Source organism: Streptomyces sp. NPDC006739, assembly GCF_042869815.1.
Taxonomy (GTDB): domain Bacteria; phylum Actinomycetota; class Actinomycetes; order Streptomycetales; family Streptomycetaceae; genus Streptomyces.
The window spans coordinates 58531-80767 of record NZ_JBIAGM010000026.1; the positions used below are offsets into that span (position 1 = coordinate 58531).

Sequence of the window (22237 nt, forward strand, 5' to 3'; positions counted from 1 at the left end):
GCCCTCCCGGAACGCGACTCGGCCCTCCCGGAACGCGACTCAATAGGATCTCTGCAGTCCGGCCCACACCGGGCCGCCCCTCCCACCTACGACCCAGGAAACCCGCCATGGCGCGACGCAGCACATCAGGCTCGACGGGAAGCCCCTCGGCGGGCCCGACGAGCCCGCGGAATCGGACACCGCAGCCGGTGCGCGTACGGCGGCGCACCTTCGGCGACCTCGTCAAGGCGTTCCTCGCGTTCGTCGCGCTGCTCGTCCTGGTCGTCGGCGTGCCCGGCGCGCTCGCCGTGGAGGTCGGCTGGCCGCTGCCGCACGGCGTGCCGAAACTGGACTGGCTGCAGTCCGAGATCACGGTGCAGACCTTCCTGCACGTGCTCACGGTGATCGTCTGGCTCGCCTGGGCCCAGTTCACCGCCTGCGTGCTGGTGGAGGTGAAGGCCGCGCTCTCCGGCGTCGGCCTGCCCGGCCGGGTGCCCGGCGCCGGCCCCAGCCAGTTGCTCGCCCGGCAGCTCGTCGCCGCGTTGCTGCTGGTCGGCGCCACGGCCGCGAGCTTCACCCCGGGCCTGTCGCAGCTCGGGCACGGCATGGAGGGCAATCAGAAGGGCACCGTCGCCGCGGCCCAGCAGACCCCCGGCATCCTGGTCCAGCAGCAGGAGAAGGCCGCCGACACCGCCGCCGCCCTCGCCCAACAGGCCTCCCACGCCGCCGCCCAGGCCGGGGCCGCTCACCATGCCGAGGAGGGCGGCACGAAGTACTACCGCATCCAGCCGCCCGAGGGCCGCCACCACGACTCCCTCTGGGAGATAGCCCAACGGCACCTCGGCGACGGCCGCCGGTACAAGGAGATCTACCAGCTCAACAAGGACCGGATCCAGCCCGACGGCTCCCGGCTCTCCGAGGCCAGCCTCATCCGGCCCGGCTGGATCATGGAAATGCCGGCCGACGCGCACGGCGGCGAGCTGGTCGAGATGCCCGACGCCCATGTCTCCCCGCACGTCCAGCACCAGATCCACGACTACGCCAAGTCCGGCCACCACGCCCAGCACCACGGCGGCGGCGCCTCCCACGTCGCCCCGCCCCAGCAGCACCCCGCCTCCGACGGCACCGGCGGACACGAGGGACAGCCGCAGCACGCCGACCCGGCCCCGGCGCACTCCGCCGGACACTCCTTCGGCCTGCCCGACGCCCTCGTCGGCGCTCCCCTCCTCGCCGCCGGCCTCCTCGGCGCCCTCGGCCGCCGCCGGCGCCAGGCGCTGTGGCAGTCCGCGCTCGGCGCGGTCGGCGGACGGCACGGCATGGAGCCGCCCACGCCGACCGGGGACGCCCAGGACGTTCAGGACGCGCTGCTCGTCGGCGCCGACCCCGAGGCCGTACGACTGCTCGACCGCTCCCTGCGGGGCCTGGCCGCCTCGCTCACCGCCGAGTCCCGTGCGCTGCCCGTCGTCTACGCGGCCTGGCTCACCCACGGCGACCTGCACCTCCAGCTCGCCCAGCCGTCCGGGAAGCCGCCGGCGCCCTGGCGGCTCGGGCAGGACCAGACGTTCTGGACCCTGGCCCGTACCGACGCCGGGAAGTACGAGGACGTCGACACCGCCGCCCCCTACCCCGGCCTCGTCAGCCTCGGCACCATGGACGACTCACGGCTCCTGCTCAACCTGGAGGCCGTCCCCGGTATCGTCTCGCTCAGCGGTCGCGAGGCCGACCGGGCCGCCGTGTTCGCCTCCGTCGCCGCCGAACTCGCCACCAACGGCTGGTCCGACCGTATGACCATCACCCTCGTCGGCTTCGGCGAGGACCTCACCGCCCTCGCCCCCAACCGGCTGCGCCACCTGGACGGCATCGAGGCGCTCATCGAGACCATGGAGGCCGAGACGCGGCAGCGCCGGGGCGCGCTGGGCGCGGCGGGCCACGACTCGGTCCTCACCGGACGCACCGGCCCGGCCCAGCACACCCGCTGGGCCCCGCACCTCGTCCTGCTCGCCGCCCAGCCCAACGCGCAGGACGCCGTCAAGCTCGCCGAACTCGCCGCCGACGCCGGCCGGCTCGGCATCGGCTACCTCGTCGGCACCGAGACCGGGGAGCTGCCCGGCGCCGCCTGGGAGATGGAGATCACCGGCCAGGGCAGGCTGCTCGCCCCGCTCCTCGGACTCGAACTCGACGCCCAGCTGCTGCCGGCCGCCCAGCAGCGCGCGGTCGTCGAACTGTTCGCGGCGGCCGACCCCGAGCACGACCCGGACGGGCCGGCCACCAGCCCGCCGTTCCTCGTCGACATCAGCGAACAGGGGCGGCCCGCCGTCTACGCGCGCCTGGTGGGGCCGTACGAGATCATCGGCCTCGACACCCCGGACGGCGAACGCAGCGCCCTGCTCCACGAGGCGCTCGCCCTGCTGCTCCTGCACCGCGAGGGTGTGCACCCGCGCGTGCTGGCCTCCGCGCTGTGGCCGCGCGGCGTCACCGAGGACGTACGGGACGCGCTGGTGGAGCGGCTGCGCGTCTGGCTCGGCACCGACCCGGACGGCGGGGCCCGGCTGGGCACCGACGAGACCGGGCGGCTCACGCTGGCCAAGTCCGTCGTCTCCGATCTGGACGTGCTGCGCTCCCTCTACCACGAGGCCACCCAGGGCAAGGGCGTCGACAGCCGCGCCGTGCGCGGACGGCTGCTCACCGACGCGCTGGTCCTGGTGCGCGGACCGTTGCTCGCCGACCGGCCCGAGGGCCGCTACCGCTGGCTCACCCACGAGATCATCGACGCGCAACTCCCGTTGCTCGTCGCCGACATCGGCCTCGCGCTGTCCGCGTTCCACCTGGAGAAGGACCGGGCGGAGCGGGCCATCGAGGCGCTGGGCGCCGCCCTGAACTCCGCACCGGACGACGAGCGTCTGTGGAACGAGCTGCTGCGCGCCACGCACGCCACCGGCGACCCGGCCCAGCTGCGCACCGTCGCCGCCGACCTCGTCGGCCGCAGCGGGGCCCGCGGCCTGCCGCCGCGCACCGAAGCGCTGCTCGACGAACTGCTGCCGACCTGGCGCGACGGCGCCGCAGCGGCCGGATGAGCGATCTGCCGCTGGTGGCCGCCGCCGCCCTCTGGGGCGCGGCGGCGGGCGCCCTCCTGCCCCGCGCCGCCTACCGCTTCTGCGCCCCGGCGGGGGAGCCCTGGCGGGAACTGTGCCCCGGCGGGCACCCGGTGCGGGGATGGCTGGGACGGGGGCGATGCGCGCGGTGCGCACAGGCCCTGTCAGCGGCGCCCGGCGGCCCGGGTGACGCGCCGGACGGTGGCTCCGGCGACTGGCCGGACGCCGGCTCCGGTGACGCGTCGCACGGCGCCTCGGGTGGTTCGTCGTACGGCGCTTCGGGTGGTTCGTCGTACGGTCCTTCCCTGCCCCTCCTCGCCGTCGCCACCGCCCTCGTCTGCGCCGCCCTCGCCGCCGCCACCGGTACCCGGCCCGAACTGGGCGTCTGGCTGCTGCTGGCACCGCTCGGCGTGCTGCTTGCGGTGGTGGACTTCCGGGTGCGGCGGCTGCCCGACCCGCTGACGCTCCCGCTCGCCGCCGCCGCCCTCGCCCTCCTCGGCCTGGCCGCGCTGCTGCCCGAGCACGCCGGCGGCTGGCCCACCGCCCTCTACGGCGCCCTCGCGCTCGGCGGCGGCTACTTCGTGCTGTTCCTCGTCAACCCGGCCGGCATGGGCTTCGGCGACGTGAAGCTGGCGCTCGGCATGGGAGCCGTACTGGGCTGGTACGGCTGGCCGACCCTGATGCTCGGCACCTTCGCCGGCTTCCTGTTCGGGGCGCTGTACGGCGGCGCGCTGGTCGTCGTGCGCCGGGCGGGGCGCAAGACGGCGATCCCGTTCGGGCCGTTCCTCCTCGCGGGCGCCTTCGCGGGACTTCTGATCGGGGCGTACGCGGCCTGAGGTCCGGACGGTGAAGGGCCTGGCGTAGGCTGGTTCGGTCCGTCCACACCCCTTGACGAAAGGGACGCACCGGTGCCCGAGAAGGCCGACCTCACGTCTTTTGATGTCACAGCCGTGCTCGACCGTGCCGCCGCCGGTGGACGGATCACCCCGGAAGAGGCGCTCGTCCTCTACCGCGACGCGCCGCTGCACGCGCTGGGCGCCGCCGCCGACGCCGTGCGCCGCCGCAAGTACGCCGGTGTCGAGCACATCGCCACGTACATCATCGAGCGCAACATCAACTACACGAACGTGTGCGTCACGGCGTGCAAGTTCTGCGCGTTCTACGCCGCCCCCAAGGACACCGCCAAGGGCTGGACCCGCGACCTCGACGACATCCTGCGGCGCTGCGCCGAGACCGTCGAACTGGGCGGCACCCAGATCATGTTCCAGGGCGGTCACCACCCGGACTACGGCGTCGAGTACTACGAGGAGCACTTCCGCGCCATCAAGGACGCCTTCCCCCAGCTGGTGATCCACTCGCTGGGCGCCTCCGAGGTCGAGCACATGGCCCGGATCAGCGGCGTCTCGGTGGAGGAGGCCATCACCCGCATCCACCGGGCGGGTCTGGACTCCTTCGCCGGCGCCGGCGCCGAACTGCTGCCGGAGCGGCCGCGCAAGGCCATCGCCCCGCTGAAGGAGAGCGGCGAGCGCTGGCTGGAGATCATGGAGACCGCGCACCGGCTGGGCGTCGAGTCCACCTCCACCATGCTGATGGGTACCGGCGAGACCAACGCCGAGCGGATCGAACACCTGCGCATGATCCGGGACGTACAGGACCGCACGGGCGGATTCCGCGCGTTCATCCCGTACACCTACCAGCCCGAGAACAACCATCTGAAGGGCCGCACCCAGGCGACCCTGTTCGAGTACCTGCGGATGATCGCGATCGCCCGCCTCTTCCTGGACAACGTCCAGCACATCCAGGGTTCCTGGCTGACCACCGGCAAGGAGGTCGGCCAGCTGTCCCTGCACTACGGCGCCGACGACCTCGGTTCGATCATGCTGGAGGAGAACGTCGTCTCCTCCGCCGGCGCCAAGCACCGCTCCAACCGCCTGGAGATCATCGACCTGATCCGCAAGGCGGGACGCGTCCCGGCGCAGCGCGCGACGACCTACGAGCACCTCGTCGTCCACGACGACCCGGCGAACGACCCCGTCGACGACCGTGTGGTCTCCCACATCTCCTCCACGGCGATCGCGGGCGGCACGGCGCATCCCGAGCTGAAGCTGCTGACGTCCAACTGAGCCGTGCCGACCGAAGCGACCCGCCGGTGCTGACGATCCACGCGGACTCCAGGGGCCACGCCCTCGCCGTCCAGGGTGCCTGGATCGCGGACGCCGGGCCCCTGGAGGGACTCCTCGCGGCGCACCCGCACGCGCGCGTGCGCACCTGGCCCGGCATCCTCACGTCCGGGCTGGTCAACCTGCACGGCACGGAACTGCTGGAGCAGGCGTACCACCCCGATCCGCGCGAGGCCGACGAACTGGGCACCGAGCCGCTGACCGGGGACGCGCTCGCGGCGCTCGCCCTCGACGACGCCCGCTGGGGCGCGAGCGCCCGGCGCGGGGTGCAGCGCATGCTGGCGCACGGCACGGTCACGGCGGCCTGCGCTCCCCTGCGCAACCGTGCGGTGCAGGACGCCGTGCGGCGCACCGGACTGGGCGTCATGGGCCGTATCGGGGAGCCCGGGGGAACACCGTCCCTCGATCCGTACGCCTGCGGGCTGCCGCTGATGTTCCCGAGCGAGCGCGCGCGCGGATCCGCCGCCAGGTTCGCCGTGTTCGACGTACGCGACGAGACGGAGCTGGCCGAACGCGGGGCCGGGACCTGTGTGGCCACGGTGGTCGCGGGCCGCCTGGTGTACCGCCGCCGCTGACGGGGCGGCGAACGGGAAGCCCCGGGTCCTTCCCCGCGCGCGGCCTGTAAGAATGGCCCGGTGACCCGCGCTTCCCTGAACAAGCAGCCGCACGAAGTCGCCTCGATGTTCGACGACGTGGCGGAACGGTACGACCTGACGAACGACGTCCTGTCGCTCGGCCAGGACCGCCGCTGGCGCAAGGAGGTCGCGAGGGCGGTCGACGCGCGCCCCGCGCAGAAGGTCCTGGATCTCGCCGCCGGCACGGGCACCTCCTCGCTGCCCTTCGCCCGCACGGGCGCGTACGTCGTCCCCTGCGACTTCTCCCTCGGGATGCTCCAGGTCGGCAAGAAGCGCACCACCTGGCTGCCGTTCACGGCCGGCGACGCGACGAGGCTGCCGTTCAAGGACGACACCTTCGACGCCGTGACGATCTCCTTCGGGCTGCGCAACGTGCAGGACACGGACGCGGCCCTGCGGGAGATGTACCGGGTGACCCGCCCCGGCGGCCGGGTGGTGATCTGCGAGTTCTCGCACCCGACCTGGGCGCCCTTCCGGACCGTCTACACCGAGTACCTGATGCGCGCCCTGCCGCCGGTCGCGCGGGCCGTCTCCTCCAGCCCGGACGCCTACGTCTACCTCGCCGAGTCCATCCGCGCCTGGCCCGACCAGCCCGCGCTGGCCGAGCGGCTGCGCAAGGCGGGCTGGTCGAAGGTGGCCTGGCGCAATCTCACCGGTGGTGTGGTCGCCCTCCACCGGGGCTTCAAGGAGAGCTGAAGCCGACGACGGCGTACGGGTCGCCCGGTTCGTCCAGCTCGCGTCGCAACCCGCCCGTGGGCGGCCTGGGGATGCGTGGCTCGCGCACGCCTCCGCCGCCCTCTCCCTCGCCGAAGTCGAACCACACGTACACCATGGAGTCCGGCGGGATCTCCGCCCCGGGCTGCGGGTACTGGCGTACGACGTAGTCGACGACCGCGCGGTGGAAGTCCGGCCGGTCCGGCGCGTTCAGGAACAGGCCCCGCGCCCGGGCCGTCTCGCGCGCGTCCACGGCCATCAGACCGACCAGCCGCGGCACGCGCACTTCGGATGTATTGGGTGTTATGCGCACAGATGTCACCCCCAGCGGTACTGGCAGGGTAACTCCGGCATGCGCCGCCCGGAAGCTCCAGGTGTCTTTCTGTGACAGTCGACTACTTTCCGTTACTTCAATGTCGGTTGCTTGTATGCCGGTTGCTTGACTACCGAGCGACGGAGTCTTCGTCGCCGGAGCGCACGGTGAGCCGGAAACACAGGGCGGGCTCGTTCAGTCTCGGGTGCGTATAGGTCTCGGCCGGTTCCATGCCGAGGCGCCGTGCCACCGCGATGGAACGCGCGTTGCCGGGCCGGATCATGGCCACCACGTCGTGCACGCCGGCCGCGCGCACCCGCTCCAGGGTCTCGCGCGCCGCGGCGGTGGCGTACCCCTGCCCCCAGTACGCCCGCCCGAGCCGCCACCCGATCTCCGTCTCACCGCTCGGCCCCCACTCCTGCGGCCACGGCTGGGCGCCCGTGAACCCGATGACCTCGCCCGCCTCGTCGAGCATCGACCAGAGGCAGAAACCCCGCTCGGCGTCGTGCCGGCGCTGGCGGGCGGTCAGCTCCTCGTAGACCGACAGCGCCGCCGGCCTGCCACCGTGGAACTCCATGACCTCGGGGTCGTCGAAGACCCGGTGCCAGGCGAACGCGTCCTCGTGGGTGGGGACGCGCAGCCGTACTGCGGGGAGGGGTCGGTTCACGGGGGCAGCCCTTCAGCCGGGTGATCAATTCTGCTGAATAGACTGCCCATGTCCAGTGCCGGTCGGCACGCAGATTTCGAACCTTGGGGGAGATCCCGCCGTGACCGAGCCCCTCTCCGACAACACCGCCGACGTGATCGTCGTGGGCGCGGGGCCAGCCGGCTCCACCACCGCCTACCACCTCGCCAGGTCCGGACTCGACGTACTCCTGCTGGAAAAGACCGAGTTCCCGCGCGAGAAGGTCTGCGGCGACGGGCTCACCCCGCGCGCCGTCAAGCAACTCGTCGCCATGGGCATCGACATCTCCGAGGAGGCGGGCTGGCTGCGCAACAAGGGCCTGCGCATCATCGGCGGCGGCTCCCGGCTGCAGCTGGACTGGCCGGATCTCGCCTCCTTCCCCGACTACGGACTCGTCCGCAAGCGCGACGACTTCGACGAGCAGCTCGCCCGCCAGGCCCAGAAGGCGGGCGCCCGCCTCTACGAGCGCTGCAACGTCTCCGGCCCCGTCGTCGACGACCGCACCGGCCGCATCACCGGGGTGACCGCCAGGCTCGGTGAGGACAAGCGCGAGGTCACCTTCCACGCGCCGCTCGTCGTCGCCGCCGACGGCAACTCCACCCGACTCTCCCTCGCGATGGGCCTGCACCGCCGCGAGGACCGCCCGATGGGCGTCGCCGTCCGTACGTACTTCACCTCCCCGCGCCATGACGACGACTACCTGGAGTCCTGGCTGGAGCTGTGGGACCGCCGCGGCCCGCAGGACCGCCTGCTGCCCGGCTACGGCTGGATCTTCGGCATGGGCGACGGCACCTCGAACGTCGGCCTGGGCGTCCTGAACACCTCCGACTCCTTCAAGGAACTGGACTGGCGCGAGGTCCTCAAGGCCTGGTGCGCCTCCATGCCGGAGGACTGGGGTTACACACCGGAGAACATGACGGGCCCGATCCGCGGCGCCGCCCTCCCCATGGCCTTCAACCGCCAGCCCCACTACACCAAGGGCCTGCTGCTCGTCGGCGACGCCGGCGGCCTGGTGAACCCCTTCAACGGCGAGGGCATCGCCTACGCCATGGAGTCCGGCCAGATCGCCGCCGACGTCATCGTCCAGGCCCACGCGCGGGCCACGCCCAGCGGCCGGGAACTCGCCCTCCAGCGCTACCCGCGCGTCCTCAAGGACACCTACGGCGGCTACTACTCGCTGGGCCGCGCCTTCGTGAAGCTCATCGGCAACCCGAAGGTCATGCAGATCGCCACCCAGCGCGGCCTGACCCACCCGGTGCTGATGAAGTTCGCCCTGAAGCTCCTCGCCAACCTCACCGACCCGACCGGCGGCGACGCGATGGACCGCATCATCAACGGCCTGAGCAAGGTGGCCCCGAAGGCGTGACTCCGAAGATTCCGCGGGCGTGACTCCGAAGAATCCGCAGGCGTGAGTCCAAAGGCGTGACCCGGGCGGCTCGGGTCAGTGCTCCTGGGCGGTGAGAGCCGCCGCCTTGGCGGCCCGGCGGGCGAAGACCTCTTCCCGCCGGTCCGCCGTCTGCCGCAGGGCCTGCCTTCGCTCCCGCTTGGAGAGCCGGTCCAGGTACACGTACCCGTGGGTGTGGTCGGTCTCGTGGGCCAGGCAGCGCGCGAAGTACCCGGTGCCCTCGACGACGAGCGGACGGCCGTCCTTGTCCTGCCCCCTCACGACGGCCCGGTCCGGGCGCGGTACGTCCATCCGGGCGCCCGGCACCGACAGGCATCCCTCACCCTCGTCGAGCAGCCGCCGGCCGCCCGCGCCGAGCGGTTCCAGCACCGGATTGACAATGTGTCCGACATGTCGGATTCCGTCGTCATCGGGGCAGTCGTACACGAACAGCCGCAGATCGACGCCGACCTGATTCGCCGCCAGTCCCGCCCCGTCGGCGACGTACATGGTGAGGAACATGTCGTCGATGAGCGCGGCCAGGTCGGGCCCGAACTCGGTGACGTCCCGGCACGGCTTGTGCAGGACCTCCTCACCGACCTCGGTGATACGGCGCACCGACCCGCGCCGGGCCTCGGGGGCGAGCCGGGGGTAGTAGTCGACGGGGTTTCCCTGGACGAACACGCGTGGCATCGCGCTGTCTCCTCGCTCGGACGCACGGACCGTCGGCCGACGGCCCGTGCCGAGCATGCCAGGACACACGCAAGGGCCGCTGCCCCCGAGCGGCTGCGGCCCCTGACGCGCGATGGGTGGGGTGCTGTCAGAGCACCCGCACGGCGCCGGTCGGCGGGTCGTAGGACAGCGGGTGCTCTCCCACGCCGCTGGAGGGGTTCTGCGCGCCCACGAACATGCCGTCGCCCACGTACACCGCGACGTGGTACGCGCTGCCCGCACTGCCCCAGTAGAGGATGTCGCCCGGCTGCAGGTTGCCGAGCGACACCTGGGTGCCGGCCGTCGACTGGTCCTGGGAGACGCGCGGCAGGCTGATGCCCACCTGCTTGAAGGCCGTCTGCACCAGACCGGAGCAGTCGTAGGCGGCCGAACCGGTGGCACCGGAGACGTACGCCTTGCCGATCTGTGCCTTCACGAAGGCCACGACGGCCGCTGCCGAACCGGTGGCCGTGGACGTGCTCGTGGAGGTGCTGGCGGCCACCGTGGCGGAGAGCGTGGTCCGCTCGGCGCTGCGGTTGGCGCGGTCGGCGGCGGCCCTGCGGGCGTCCTGGTCGGCCTTCTTCTTCGCCTCGGCCTTCTGCTGGGCGTCGGCGAGGTCCGCCTTGGCCTGCTTCGCGGCCTTTGCGGCGGCCGCGTCGCGCTCGGCCTGCAGCTGGTAGTTCGCGGCAGCCTGCTGCGTGGCGTCCGCGGACTGGGCGACCTGGGTGGCCACGTCGGCCGTCAGGGTGGGCAGTTCGAGCGTCTGCGTCACCGGCTCGGCCGCGTTGGCCGCGCCGGACGCACCGGCCACTGCCAGGCTGCCGAGAACGCCACCGGCAACTCCGGCCCGCATCGCGATTTTCGACGCGCTGCGGCGGGGCTTCCGGTGGCTGCGTATGTGAGCGGTGTGGGACATGGGAACAACCGGTATCAGGGGCTCCTTCATATCTACAAGAAACGTGTGCTGCGCCACAGTTGCTCAATCGAGACCCCGAATCCCTGCGATGTCATTCCTTATTGACGCCGTAACGGACATTGCGGACGCGAGTGATCACGGCCATGATCACGGGTTATCGCAATTAAGCCCGAATTGCCCCCCGCTTACCATCGGTTGGGGTGATTGGCCAAGCCCGGTTCCTGGGGGCCCTTTCCGGGTGTGGTGGAGGTCACGGAACGGTTACCGGAACTGATGCGTCCATCGCGCGCGGCAGCTCGTGAACGCATGCACGCGTCCACACCCGGCTCGCGCCTCCCTCTGATGTGTGAACGCGGCGCTCTACCAGGACGCGCGGTCCAGCACCAATTTGCATGCAAGGGCACTCTCTTGATATTGAGACGCGCCCTCCGGCCTGCGGTGACGAGTGAAAATGTCACTTCTGGTGATCATCTGAACGCTTGGCGTGCGAAGATCACCGATCATCCGACTTCATGATCCTTCGTCAGGTGGTGGAGATCACAAAGCTTGGGCAATACCCCGTGTCGCAGATCACAGAGCGTCGGGCATAAGATGCGAGGCAGTTGGGCTTGTGACCTGCTTCACATGTTCTCGATCTTCGCCCGGGACGAGCGGGGCTCGTGGGACCGGTGTGGCGGACGAGCCCGATGCAACCGCCAGCAGTCAGCGCCGACTGAGAGGAGCGAGGAGCGGTGAACGCTTATGCGCCCATCCTCGTACTGGGAGCCCTCGGGGCAGGCTTTGCGATCTTCTCCGTGGTCATGGCCACGCTGATCGGTCCGAAGCGGTACAACCGCGCCAAGCTCGAGGCCTATGAGTGCGGTATCGAGCCGACCCCCACGCCGGCCGGCGGCGGGCGCTTCCCCATCAAGTACTACCTGACGGCGATGCTCTTCATCGTCTTCGACATCGAGATCGTCTTCCTCTACCCGTGGGCCGTCACCTTCGACGCCCTGGGTGTTTTCGGGCTCGTGGAGATGCTGCTCTTCGTGCTCACCGTCTTCGTCGCGTACGCGTACGTATGGCGGCGCGGCGGCCTGGAATGGGACTGAGGGGCCTTAAGACATGGGACTCGAAGAAAAACTGCCGAGCGGATTCCTGCTGACCACCGTCGAGCAGGCCGCGGGCTGGGTGCGCAAGGCGTCCGTCTTCCCCGCCACCTTCGGCCTCGCGTGCTGTGCCATCGAGATGATGACCACCGGCGCCGGCCGCTACGACCTGGCGCGGTTCGGCATGGAGGTCTTCCGCGGCTCACCGCGCCAGGCGGACCTGATGATCGTGGCCGGCCGGGTCAGCCAGAAGATGGCGCCGGTGCTGCGGCAGGTCTACGACCAGATGCCCAACCCGAAATGGGTGATCTCCATGGGCGTCTGCGCCTCCTCGGGCGGCATGTTCAACAACTACGCCATCGTCCAGGGCGTCGACCACATCGTCCCGGTCGACATCTACCTCCCCGGCTGCCCGCCCCGCCCCGAGATGCTGATGGACGCGATCCTCAAGCTCCACCAGAAGATCCAGTCCTCCAAGCTCGGCGTGAACGCCGAGGAAGCGGCCCGGGAGGCGGAGAAAGCGGCGCTCAAGGCCCTGCCGACGATCGAGATGAAGGGGCTGCTGCGGTGAGCGACGCGAACGGCACCCACGGTGCGAACGGCACCCATGGCGCGGGCGGCTCCGCGAACGGGGTCAACCCCGACAAGGACCTCGCGGCCGACAACCTGCCCGGCCGGCGCGGCGGTGGCGGCGAGGAGATCCGCGTCCAGCGCGGCATGTTCGGCGCCGACAACGGCGGGGACACCTCCGGCTACGGCGGCCTGGTCCGCTCGGTCCGCCTCCCGGGACCGGCGGCCCGCCCCTACGGAGGCTGGTTCGACGAGGTCGCCGACGAACTCGAGGGCGCGCTGGAGGAGCAGGGCCTGCTCCCCGGCAACGCCATCGAGAGGACGGTCGTCGACCGCGGCGAACTCACCTTCCGCATCGAACGCGAGCACCTGGTCCGCGTCGCCCGCACCCTGCGCGACGACCCGGCCCTGCGCTTCGAGCTGTGCACCGGCGTCAGCGGGGTCCACTACCCGCACGACAAGGGCCGCGAGCTGCACGCCGTCTACCACCTGCGCTCGATCACCCACAACCGGCTGATCCGGCTGGAGGTCAGCGCCCCGGACGGCGACCCGCACATCCCGTCCCTGGTCCCGGTCTATCCGACCAACGACTGGCACGAGCGCGAGACCTACGACTTCTTCGGAATCGTCTTCGACGGTCACCCGGCCCTGACACGGATCATGATGCCCGACGACTGGCAGGGCCACCCGCAGCGCAAGGACTACCCCCTCGGCGGCATCCCCGTCGAGTACAAGGGCGCCCAGATCCCGGCTCCGGACCAGCGGAGGTCGTACTCGTGAGCACGCAGTCAGCATCCGCGGCCTCCGCCGCCTCGGCCCGCGAGACCACCGAGGGCACCGTATATACGGTCACCGGTGGCGACTGGGACGAGGTCGTCCAGTCCGCGGCCCGCGCCGACGACGAACGCATCGTCGTCAACATGGGTCCCCAGCATCCGTCCACCCATGGGGTGCTTCGCCTGATCCTGGAGATCGAGGGCGAGACGGTCACCGAGGCCCGCTGCGGCATCGGCTACCTCCACACCGGCATCGAGAAGAACCTCGAGTACCGGACCTGGACGCAGGGCACCACGTTCGTGACGCGCATGGACTACCTGACGTCCTTCTTCAACGAGACCGCCTACTGTCTCGCCGTCGAGAAGCTCCTCGGCCTGGAAGAGCAGATCACCGAGCGAGCCAAGATCATCCGGGTGCTCCTGATGGAGCTGAACCGGATGTCCTCCCATCTGGTGTGCATCGCCACCGGAGGCATGGAACTGGGCGCCACCACGATCATGATCTACGGATTCCGTGATCGTGAAATGATTCTCGACATCTACGAGCTGATCACGGGCCTCAGGATGAACCACGCGTACATCCGCCCGGGCGGACTCGCACAGGACCTGCCGCCCGGCGCGGTGGACCACATCCGCGAGTTCGTGAAGAAGATGAAGAAGAACCTCCCGGAGTACGACAAGCTCGCCACCGGGAACCCCATCTTCAAGGCCCGCATGCAGGACGTCGGCTACCTCGACCTGGCCGGCTGCATGGCCCTCGGTGCCACCGGCCCGATCCTCCGCTCCACCGGCCTGCCGCACGACCTGCGCAAGACGCAGCCGTACTGCGACTACGAGACGTACGACTTCGACGTCCCGACCGCCGACTCCTGTGACTCCTACGGCCGCTTCCTGATCCGCCTGGAGGAGATGCGCCAGTCGCTCAGGATCGTCGAGCAGTGCCTGGACCGGCTCCAGCCCGGGCCGGTCATGGTCGCCGACAAGAAGATCGCCTGGCCCGCCCAGCTCGCCCTGGGACCGGACGGCCTCGGCAACTCCCTCGACCACATCAAGAAGATCATGGGCACCTCCATGGAGGCCCTGATCCACCACTTCAAGCTGGTCACCGAGGGCTTCCGCGTCCCGCCGGGACAGGCGTACGCGGCGGTCGAGTCACCCAAGGGCGAACTCGGGGTGCACGCCGTTTCCGACGGAGGCACCCGCCCCTACCGGGTCCACTTCCGTGACCCGTCCTTCACCAACCTGCAGGCCATGGCGGCGATGTGCGAAGGCGGCCAGGTCGCCGACGTCATCGTCGCCGTCGCGTCCATCGACCCCGTGATGGGAGGCGTCGACCGGTGACCACCAGTTCCTCGGAGCGGGGCGTCAGCCTGGGCATGCCCGAACTGCCCGCGCCCGCGTACCCGGACGACGTCCGGGCCCGGCTGGAGGCGGACGCGCGCGAGGTGATCGCGCGCTACCCCGACTCCCGGTCCGCCCTGCTGCCGTTGCTGCATCTCGTGCAGTCGGAGGAGGGCCATGTCACGCGCACCGGTATGCGGTTCTGCGCCGACATGCTGGACCTGACCACGGCCGAGGTCACCGCGGTCGCCACCTTCTACACCATGTACCGGCGCAAGCCGTCCGGTGACTACCAGGTCGGCGTGTGCACCAACACGCTGTGCGCGGTGATGGGCGGCGACGCGATCTTCGAGACCCTCCAGGAACACCTGGGCGTCGGAAACGGTGGGACCACCGACGACGGCAAGGTCACCCTGGAGCACATCGAGTGCAACGCGGCCTGCGACTTCGCGCCCGTCGTGATGGTGAACTGGGAGTTCTTCGACAACCAGACACCGGGCAGCGCCAAGCGCCTGGTCGACGACCTCCGCGCGGGCCGGCCGGTCGAGCCCACGCGCGGGGCGCGCCTGTGCACCTTCAAGGAGACCGCGCGGATTCTGGCCGGCTTCCCCGACGAGCGGCCAGGGGCCGTCGAGGAGAGCGGCAGTGCGGGACCCGCGTCGCTGGTGGGCCTTCGCCTGGCAAGGGGAGAGGCCGCACCCGCGCGCGTGGTCCATCCGCGCGACGGCGGTCCGCAGGACGAACCGCAGGACCGGGTGCACGAGCCGTCGCCGGCCGAGCACCTCAGTTCTCATGACGCGCCGCAGGACACATCGGCCTCCGACCCGGCCCACCCGGCAGGGCCTACCGCCGAGGAGGGGGAGTGATGACCGTGGCACCCGAACTCAAGGACACGAGCCCCGAGAAGCTGCTCGCACCCGTGCTGTCGGCCTTCTGGGACGAGGACCGGTCCTGGACTCTGGACGTCTACCGGAGGCACGAAGGGTACGAGGGACTCCGCAGGGCGCTCGCCATGTCACCGGACGACCTGATCGCGTACGTGAAGGAGTCAGGTCTGCGCGGGCGGGGCGGCGCGGGATTCCCGACGGGGATGAAGTGGCAGTTCATTCCCCAGGGTGATGGAAAACCGCACTATCTAGTTGTCAACGCCGACGAATCGGAGCCCGGAACCTGCAAGGACATCCCGCTCCTCTTCGCGAACCCGCACAGCCTCATCGAGGGCATCGTGATCGCGTGCTATGCCATCAGGTCTTCGCATGCCTTCATCTATCTGCGTGGTGAAGTGGTCCCCGTTCTGCGGCGGTTGCACGAGGCCGTGCGCGAGGCCTACGCGGCGGGCTACCTCGGCGAGAACATCCTGGGCAGCGGACTCGACCTCGAACTCACCGTGCACGCCGGTGCGGGCGCGTACATCTGCGGTGAGGAGACCGCACTGCTCGACTCGCTCGAAGGCCGCCGTGGTCAACCGCGGCTGCGTCCCCCCTTCCCTGCGGTGGAAGGCCTCTACGCCTGTCCGACTGTGGTGAATAACGTCGAGTCGATCGCGTCAGTTCCCGCCATCCTGAAAAACGGCAAGGAATGGTTCCGGGCGATGGGGAGCGAGAAGTCTCCCGGCTTCACGCTCTACTCGCTCAGCGGACACGTCGCGAGCCCCGGCCAGTACGAGGCGCCGCTCGGTATCACCCTGCGTCAGCTCCTCGACATGAGCGGCGGGATGCGCCCCGGTCACCGGCTGAAGTTCTGGACACCGGGCGGCTCCTCGACGCCGATGTTCACCGACGAGCACCTCGACGTCCCTCTGGATTACGAAGGAGTGGGTGCCGCGGGTTCCATGCTCGGTACGAAAGCCCTGCAGTGCTTCGACGAGACGACCTGCGTGGTGCGGGCCGTCACCCGCTGGACCGAGTTCTACGCCCACGAGTCCTGCGGCAAGTGCACGCCCTGCCGCGAAGGAACGTACTGGCTGGTGCAGTTGCTGCGGGACATCGAGGCCGGCAAGGGCGTCATGTCCGACCTCGACAAGCTGAACGACATCGCCGACAACATCAACGGCAAGTCCTTCTGCGCCCTCGGTGACGGTGCCGCCTCACCGATCTTCTCCTCGCTCAAGTACTTCCGCGAGGAGTACGAGCAGCACATCACCGGCCGGGGCTGCCCCTTCGACCCGGCGAAGTCCACGGCCTGGGCCGACCGCCCGGAGGTGAACGCATGACCGTGACCACCAGCGCTCCCTCCGGAGGGGGAGAGACGGCGGTCCCGCCGGAAGACCTCGTCACGCTGACGATCGACGGCATCGAGATCAGCGTGCCCAAGGGCACCCTGGTCATCCGGGCCGCCGAGCAGCTCGGCATCGAGATCCCCCGCTTCTGCGACCACCCTCTCCTCGACCCGGCCGGCGCCTGCCGCCAGTGCATCGTCGAGGTCGAGGGCCAGCGCAAGCCCATGGCGTCCTGCACGATCACCTGCACCGACGGGATGGTGGTGAAGACCCACCTCACCTCGCCGGTCGCCGAGAAGGCCCAGCACGGTGTGATGGAGCTGCTGCTCATCAACCACCCGCTGGACTGCCCCGTCTGCGACAAGGGCGGCGAGTGCCCGCTGCAGAACCAGGCCATGTCGCACGGCAACGCCGAGTCCCGCTTCGACGGAAAGAAGCGGACCTACGAGAAGCCCGTGCCGATCTCCACGCAGGTGCTGCTCGACCGGGAGCGGTGCGTGCTGTGCGCCCGCTGCACCCGCTTCTCCAACCAGATCGCGGGCGACCCGATGATCGAGCTGGTGGAGCGGGGCGCGCTGCAACAGGTGGGCACCGGTGAGGGCGACCCGTTCGAGTCGTACTTCTCCGGCAACACCATCCAGATCTGCCCGGTCGGCGCGCTCACCTCGGCGGCGTACCGCTTCCGCTCCCGCCCCTTCGACCTCATCTCCTCGCCGTCCGTGTGCGAGCACTGCGCCGGCGGTTGCGCCACCCGCACGGACCACCGGCGCGGCAAGGTCATGCGGCGGCTCGCCGCCAACGACCCCGAGGTCAACGAGGAGTGGATCTGCGACAAGGGACGCTTCGCGTTCCGGTACGCGCAGCAGCGGGACCGCCTCGACACCCCGCTGGTACGAAACACCGACGGCGTTCTGGAGCCCGCCTCCTGGCCGGAAGCGCTGGAGGCGGCCGCGCGCGGACTCGCCGCGGCCCGTTCCCGGGCCGGCGTCCTCACCGGCGGCCGGCTGACCGTCGAGGACGCCTACGCCTACAGCAAGTTCGCGCGCGTGGCCCTCGACACCAACGACATCGACTTCCGCGCGCGTGTGCACAGCAGCGAGGAGGCCGACTTCCTGGCCGCCCGGGTGGCGGGTCACGGCCGTGACCTCGACGGCGCGGGCGTCACGTACGCCTCCCTGGAGAAGGCGCCCGCCGTCCTGCTGGTCGGGTTCGAGTCCGAGGAGGAGGCACCCGGCGTCTTCCTGCGGCTGCGCAAGGCCTGGCGACGGCACAAGCAGACGGTGTTCGCGCTGGCCACGCACGCCACGCGCGGGCTCCAGAAGGCGGGCGGCACCCTGCTGCCGGCCGCTCCCGGCACCGAGACCAAGTGGCTGGACGCGCTCGCGAGCGGCGCCGGCCTGGAGGAGCCCGGCACGCTGGCCGCCGAGGCACTGCGTACCGAGGGCGCGGTCATCGTCGTCGGCGAGCGGCTGGCCGCGGTCGCCGGTGGCCTCACCGCCGCCGTACGGGCCGCCTCGGCGACCGGCGCGCGGCTGGTGTGGATTCCGCGCAGGGCCGGGGAGCGCGGCGCGATCGAGGCGGGCGCGCTGCCGTCGCTGCTGCCGGGCGGCCGCCCGGCGACCGACCCACGCGCGCGTGACGAGGTCGCCGCCGCCTGGGGGCTCGCCGAACTCCCGTCACGGTACGGACGTGACACCGGCCAGATCATCGAGGCCGCCGCCACCGGCGAGCTGTCCGCCCTGCTGGTCGCCGGGGTGGAGGTCGCCGACCTGCCCGACCCGGCACGCGCGCGTGAGGCGCTGGCCGCGGTCGGCTTCCTGGTCTCGCTGGAGCTTCGGCCCAGCGAGGTCACCGACCACGCCGACGTCGTACTTCCGGTCGCGGCCGTGGCCGAGAAGCCGGGCACCTTCCTCAACTGGGAGGGACGGGTGCGCTTCTTCGAGGCAGCGCTCAAGCCCGACCAGATGACGCGCCGCCTGGCGCCGGCCGACACGCGCGTGCTGCAGATGCTGGCCGAGGCCATGGACGTCCACCTCGGACTGCCGGATCTGCGCACCACGCGCGCGGAGATCGACCGGCTCGGCGGCTGGGACGGTCCGCGGGCCTCCGAACCGCTGGAGACGGCGGGCTCGCTGCCGCGTCCCGCCGTCGGCGAGGCGGTGCTCGCCGGGCACCGGCTGCTGCTCGACCGGGGTGTCCTCCAGCAGGGCGACGAGGCGCTCGCCGGGACCCGGCACGCGGCACACGCGCGCGTGTCGGCCGCTACGGCCGCCGAAGCGGGCGTCGATGACGGCGATCCGCTCTCCGTGACCGGGCCCTCCGGCGCGGTGGAACTCCCGCTCCAGATCACCGAGATGCCCGACCGGGTGGTCTGGCTTCCGCTGAACTCCGTCGGTGGCGGCGTCGCCTCCGACACCGGGGCCACGCCCGGCTCCCTCGTCCGTATCGGACCGGCGACGGCCGCCGCCGACGCCCCCAAGGAGGTGGAGGCATGAGCCCGTACCTCGCCGCTGAAGACCTCTCGATGTTCGGCCGCGACCCCTGGTGGCTGGTCGTCGTCAAGGCGGTGTTCTGCTTCGCCTTCCTGATGGTGACGGTGCTGTTCTCCATCGTCTGGGAGCGCAAGGTCGTCGCCTGGATGCAGCTGCGCATCGGCCCCAACCGGCACGGCCCCTGGGGCATGCTCCAGTCGCTCGCCGACGGCATCAAGCTGATGCTGAAGGAAGACGTCATCGTCAAACGCGCGGACAAGGTGGTGTACGTCCTCGCGCCGATCGTCGCGGCCATCCCGGCCTTCATGGCGATCGCGGTGATCCCCTTCGGACCCGCCGGCAACGAGATCTCGATCTTCGGCCACCGCACCGCGATGCAGCTCACCGACCTGCCGATCGCGATGCTGTACATCCTCGCGGTCGCCTCGGTCGGCATCTACGGCATCGTGCTGGCGGGTTGGAGTTCTGGATCCACCTATCCGCTGCTGGGCGGCCTGCGCTCCTGCGCGCAGATGATCTCGTACGAGATCGCCATGGGCGCCTCCTTCGCCTCGGTGTTCCTCTACTCGGGGTCGATGTCGACGTCGACGATCGTCCAGCAGCAGCACGACCGCTGGTACATCCTGCTGCTGCCGGTCTCCTTCGTCCTCTACATCGTCACGATGGTCGGCGAGACCAACCGCGCCCCCTTCGACATGCCGGAGTCCGAGGGCGACCTGGTCGGCGGCTTCAACACCGAGTACTCGTCGATCAAGTTCGCGATGTTCATGCTCGCCGAGTACGTCAACATGGTGACCGTCTCGGCCGTGTCGACCACGCTCTTCCTCGGCGGCTGGCGGGCCCCGTGGCCGATCAGCTCCTTCTGGGAGGGCGCGAACCACGGCTGGTGGCCCCTGCTCTGGTTCGTCATCAAGGTCCAGTTGCTGCTGTTCTTCTTCATCTGGCTGCGCGGCACGCTCCCACGGGTCCGCTACGACCAGCTGATGAAGCTCGGCTGGAAGGTCCTCATCCCGGTCTCCGTGACCTGGCTGATGCTCGTCGCGACCGTACGGACCCTGCGCAACGAGCACTACGACTTCGCCGACATCGCCCTCTACGTCGGCGGCGGCGTCCTGACCCTGCTCCTGCTGTCCTTCATCGTCGACATCTTCCGCGACAAGGCGAAGACGGCCGGGGAGCCCGCGGCGCAGCAGGGCGGGTTCGACCCGCTGGCCGGCGGATTCCCCGTACCGCCACTGCCCGGACAGGAGTTGCCGCCGGTGCCCAGGCGGCGCTCGCACCGCGAGCGGGAGCTGATTGTCAGTGGTGGGCCCGACACTGTCAGTGACGGAACTTCGGATGGAAAGGAGGCGTCCGATGGCTGAGGAGCCAAAGGACGCCGGGCGGACCAAGCCCGGCTTCCAGAATCCCGTGGCCGGCTTCGGCGTGACCTTCAAGGCCATGTTCAAGAAGCGGCTGACCGAGCAGTACCCGGAGCAACAGAAGACCACGGCTCCGCGGTTCCACGGACGGCACCAGCTCAACCGCCATCCGGACGGCCTGGAGAAGTGCGTCGGCTGCGAGCTGTGCGCCTGGGCCTGCCCCGCCGACGCCATCTACGTGGAGGGCGCCGACAACACGGACGAGGAGCGCTACTCGCCGGGCGAACGGTACGGCCGCGTCTACCAGATCAACTACGCCCGCTGCATCCTGTGCGGCCTGTGCATCGAGGCCTGCCCCACGCGCGCGCTGACGATGACCAACGAGTTCGAACTGGCGGACTCCAGTCGCGCCAACCTCATCTACACCAAGGAGCAGCTGCTGGCCGGCCTGGAGGAGGGGATGGTCGACACACCGCACGCGATCTTCCCGGGCACGGACGAGCAGGACTACTACCGGGGCCTGGTGACGGAGGCCGCGCCCGGCACCGTACGGCAGGTGGCCCTCTCCAAGGGCGAGGTCCCGCAGGAGGCCACCTCGACCTTCGGCGAGGAAGAATCGGCGTCGGAGAAGGTGATCGGCCGATGAGCGCGCAACTCGCCGCCTACTCCACCTCCACCGGAGAGGCCTTCCAGTTCTGGGTCCTCGGCACCGTCGCCGTGATCGGCGCGCTGTGCACCGTCTTCATGAAGAAGGCCGTGCACAGCGCCCTCTGCCTCGCCGGAACCATGATCGTCCTGGCGGTGTTCTACCTCGCCAACGGCGCCTACTTCCTGGGCATCGTGCAGATCGTCGTCTACACGGGCGCGATCATGATGCTGTTCCTGTTCGTGGTGATGCTCGTCGGCGTGACGGCCGCGGACTCGCTGAAGGAGACCATCAAGGGCCAGCGCTGGCTGGCCCTTCTGTGCGGGGTCGGCTTCGGTGTCCTGCTGCTCGCGGGACTCGGCAACGCCTCCCTGAAGGAGTTCGACGGCATCGGCCAGGCGAACGCGAACGGCAACGTGGAGGGGTTGGCGGCTCTCATCTTCACCAAGTACGTCTTCGCCTTCGAACTCACCGGCGCCCTGTTGATCACGGCCGCCGTCGGCGCCATGGTGCTCACCCACCGCGAGCGCACCGAGCGCCCCAAGACCCAGCGCGAGCTGGCCGAGCAACGCGTCCGGGAGGGCAAGCACCTTCCGCCGCTTCCGGCGCCGGGGGTCTACGCCCGGCACAACGCCGTGGACATCGCGGGCCTGCTGCCCGACGGCACCCCGTCCGAGCTGACGGTCAACAAGACGCTGCGCGAGCGCGGCCAGATCCGTGACGTGTCGGCGGAGGCGCTCAACGACCTGCGGGCGCTGGAACAGCGCTCCCAGGAGCGGCTGGAGCGCACGGAGATCGAGCCGGCGAACTTCAAGCGGGCCGAGGAGGCGTCGAAGTGAACCCCGTCAACTACCTCTACCTCGCCGCACTGTTGTTCACCATCGGCGCGACCGGGGTGCTGATCAGGCGCAACGCGATCGTCGTGTTCATGTGCATCGAGCTGATGCTCAACGCCTGCAACCTCGCGTTCGTCGTCTTCTCCCGGATGCACGGCAACCTCGACGGCCAGATCATCGCCTTCTTCACGATGGTCGTCGCCGCCGCGGAGGTGGTGGTGGGCCTCGCGATCATCGTGTCGCTGTTCCGTACCCGCCACTCGGCCTCGGTCGACGACGCCAGCCTGATGAAGCTGTAAG

21 protein-coding genes are annotated in these 22237 nt (G+C 70.4%); 17 read left to right on the top strand and 4 right to left on the bottom strand.

The annotated features are described in order from the left end of the window. The first annotated feature begins 107 nt into the window (after window positions 1–107). The 5 genes from ACFYMM_RS35765 to ACFYMM_RS35785 all read left to right on the top strand — a co-directional run bounded on the left by ACFYMM_RS35765 (window position 108) and on the right by ACFYMM_RS35785 (window position 6582). Window positions 108–3053, top strand: a complete 2946-nt coding sequence (locus ACFYMM_RS35765) for a BTAD domain-containing putative transcriptional regulator (RefSeq protein ID WP_388394657.1) — start codon at window positions 108–110, stop codon at window positions 3051–3053. Beyond that, the gene (locus ACFYMM_RS35770) at window positions 3050–3907 is read left to right on the top strand and encodes a prepilin peptidase (protein WP_388394659.1); all 858 of its coding nucleotides are present in this window, start codon (window positions 3050–3052) and stop codon (window positions 3905–3907) included. Before ACFYMM_RS35765 ends, ACFYMM_RS35770 begins: the two co-directional genes overlap by 4 nt. Window positions 3908–3979: 72 nt before the next feature. Continuing rightward, the gene (gene mqnC, locus ACFYMM_RS35775) at window positions 3980–5194 is read left to right on the top strand and encodes a cyclic dehypoxanthinyl futalosine synthase (RefSeq protein ID WP_388394661.1); all 1215 of its coding nucleotides are present in this window, start codon (window positions 3980–3982) and stop codon (window positions 5192–5194) included. Window positions 5195–5220: 26 nt separating this feature from the next. Beyond that, window positions 5221–5826, top strand: a complete 606-nt coding sequence (locus ACFYMM_RS35780) for a hypothetical protein (protein ID WP_388394663.1) — start codon at window positions 5221–5223, stop codon at window positions 5824–5826. Between the two features lie 60 nt (window positions 5827–5886). Continuing rightward, complete coding sequence (locus tag ACFYMM_RS35785) at window positions 5887–6582, top strand: demethylmenaquinone methyltransferase (RefSeq protein WP_388394665.1); 696 nt, start codon at window positions 5887–5889, stop codon at window positions 6580–6582. Here the strand turns inward: ACFYMM_RS35785 and ACFYMM_RS35790 are convergent. Both ACFYMM_RS35790 and ACFYMM_RS35795 read right to left on the bottom strand, forming a co-directional pair. Next, complete coding sequence (locus ACFYMM_RS35790; protein WP_388394667.1) at window positions 6569–6886, bottom strand: PASTA domain-containing protein; 318 nt, start codon at window positions 6884–6886, stop codon at window positions 6569–6571. The two genes, ACFYMM_RS35785 and ACFYMM_RS35790, sit on opposite strands and share 14 nt — an antisense overlap. 157 nt (window positions 6887–7043) lie before the next feature. After that, on the bottom strand, window positions 7044–7580 hold the full coding sequence (locus ACFYMM_RS35795; RefSeq protein ID WP_388394670.1) for a GNAT family N-acetyltransferase: 537 nt from the start codon (window positions 7578–7580) through the stop codon (window positions 7044–7046). A gap of 100 nt (window positions 7581–7680) precedes the next feature. Between ACFYMM_RS35795 and ACFYMM_RS35800 the strand changes: the two genes are divergently transcribed. Then, window positions 7681–8964 (top strand): geranylgeranyl reductase family protein, encoded by a 1284-nt coding sequence (locus ACFYMM_RS35800; protein ID WP_388394673.1) that lies wholly within the window; start codon window positions 7681–7683, stop codon window positions 8962–8964. A gap of 75 nt (window positions 8965–9039) precedes the next feature. Here the strand turns inward: ACFYMM_RS35800 and def are convergent, their stop codons facing one another. Then, on the bottom strand, window positions 9040–9675 hold the full coding sequence (gene def, locus ACFYMM_RS35805; protein WP_388394675.1) for a peptide deformylase: 636 nt from the start codon (window positions 9673–9675) through the stop codon (window positions 9040–9042). Window positions 9676–9802: 127 nt separating this feature from the next. After that, window positions 9803–10609, bottom strand: coding sequence for a C40 family peptidase (locus ACFYMM_RS35810; protein WP_388394678.1), 807 nt, complete (start codon window positions 10607–10609; stop codon window positions 9803–9805). Window positions 10610–11340: 731 nt separating this feature from the next. Between ACFYMM_RS35810 and ACFYMM_RS35815 the strand changes: the two genes are divergently transcribed. The 11 genes from ACFYMM_RS35815 to nuoK are packed head-to-tail and all read left to right on the top strand — an operon-like array spanning window position 11341 to window position 22236. Next, entirely contained in the window at window positions 11341–11700 is a 360-nt protein-coding gene (locus ACFYMM_RS35815) for an NADH-quinone oxidoreductase subunit A (protein WP_007383963.1), read from the top strand. Window positions 11701–11713: 13 nt separating this feature from the next. After that, window positions 11714–12268 carry a NuoB/complex I 20 kDa subunit family protein gene (locus tag ACFYMM_RS35820; protein ID WP_388394680.1) on the top strand — a complete coding sequence of 185 codons (555 nt, stop codon included), beginning with the start codon at window positions 11714–11716 and terminating at the stop codon, window positions 12266–12268. Beyond that, window positions 12265–13047, top strand: coding sequence for an NADH-quinone oxidoreductase subunit C (locus tag ACFYMM_RS35825; protein ID WP_388394683.1), 783 nt, complete (start codon window positions 12265–12267; stop codon window positions 13045–13047). Before ACFYMM_RS35820 ends, ACFYMM_RS35825 begins: the two co-directional genes overlap by 4 nt. After that, window positions 13044–14384 (top strand): NADH-quinone oxidoreductase subunit D, encoded by a 1341-nt coding sequence (locus tag ACFYMM_RS35830; protein ID WP_388394685.1) that lies wholly within the window; start codon window positions 13044–13046, stop codon window positions 14382–14384. The genes ACFYMM_RS35825 and ACFYMM_RS35830 overlap by 4 nt, the downstream gene beginning before the upstream one ends. Then, entirely contained in the window at window positions 14381–15250 is an 870-nt protein-coding gene (nuoE, locus tag ACFYMM_RS35835; RefSeq protein ID WP_388394687.1) for an NADH-quinone oxidoreductase subunit NuoE, read from the top strand. The genes ACFYMM_RS35830 and nuoE overlap by 4 nt, the downstream gene beginning before the upstream one ends. After that, window positions 15247–16596: an NADH-quinone oxidoreductase subunit NuoF gene (nuoF, locus tag ACFYMM_RS35840; protein ID WP_388394689.1), complete on the top strand. Its 1350-nt coding sequence runs from the start codon at window positions 15247–15249 to the stop codon at window positions 16594–16596. Before nuoE ends, nuoF begins: the two co-directional genes overlap by 4 nt. Then, complete coding sequence (locus tag ACFYMM_RS35845; RefSeq protein WP_388394692.1) at window positions 16593–19097, top strand: NADH-quinone oxidoreductase subunit G; 2505 nt, start codon at window positions 16593–16595, stop codon at window positions 19095–19097. Before nuoF ends, ACFYMM_RS35845 begins: the two co-directional genes overlap by 4 nt. Continuing rightward, a complete protein-coding gene (gene nuoH / locus ACFYMM_RS35850; RefSeq protein ID WP_388394694.1) occupies window positions 19094–20458 on the top strand; it encodes an NADH-quinone oxidoreductase subunit NuoH in 1365 nt (454 codons plus the stop codon). Before ACFYMM_RS35845 ends, nuoH begins: the two co-directional genes overlap by 4 nt. Continuing rightward, window positions 20451–21101, top strand: coding sequence for an NADH-quinone oxidoreductase subunit NuoI (gene nuoI, locus ACFYMM_RS35855; protein ID WP_388394696.1), 651 nt, complete (start codon window positions 20451–20453; stop codon window positions 21099–21101). The genes nuoH and nuoI overlap by 8 nt, the downstream gene beginning before the upstream one ends. Next, window positions 21098–21940 carry an NADH-quinone oxidoreductase subunit J gene (locus ACFYMM_RS35860; RefSeq protein WP_388394698.1) on the top strand — a complete coding sequence of 281 codons (843 nt, stop codon included), beginning with the start codon at window positions 21098–21100 and terminating at the stop codon, window positions 21938–21940. Before nuoI ends, ACFYMM_RS35860 begins: the two co-directional genes overlap by 4 nt. After that, window positions 21937–22236, top strand: coding sequence for an NADH-quinone oxidoreductase subunit NuoK (nuoK, locus tag ACFYMM_RS35865; protein WP_073901863.1), 300 nt, complete (start codon window positions 21937–21939; stop codon window positions 22234–22236). The genes ACFYMM_RS35860 and nuoK overlap by 4 nt, the downstream gene beginning before the upstream one ends. Window position 22237 lies beyond the last annotated feature (1 nt).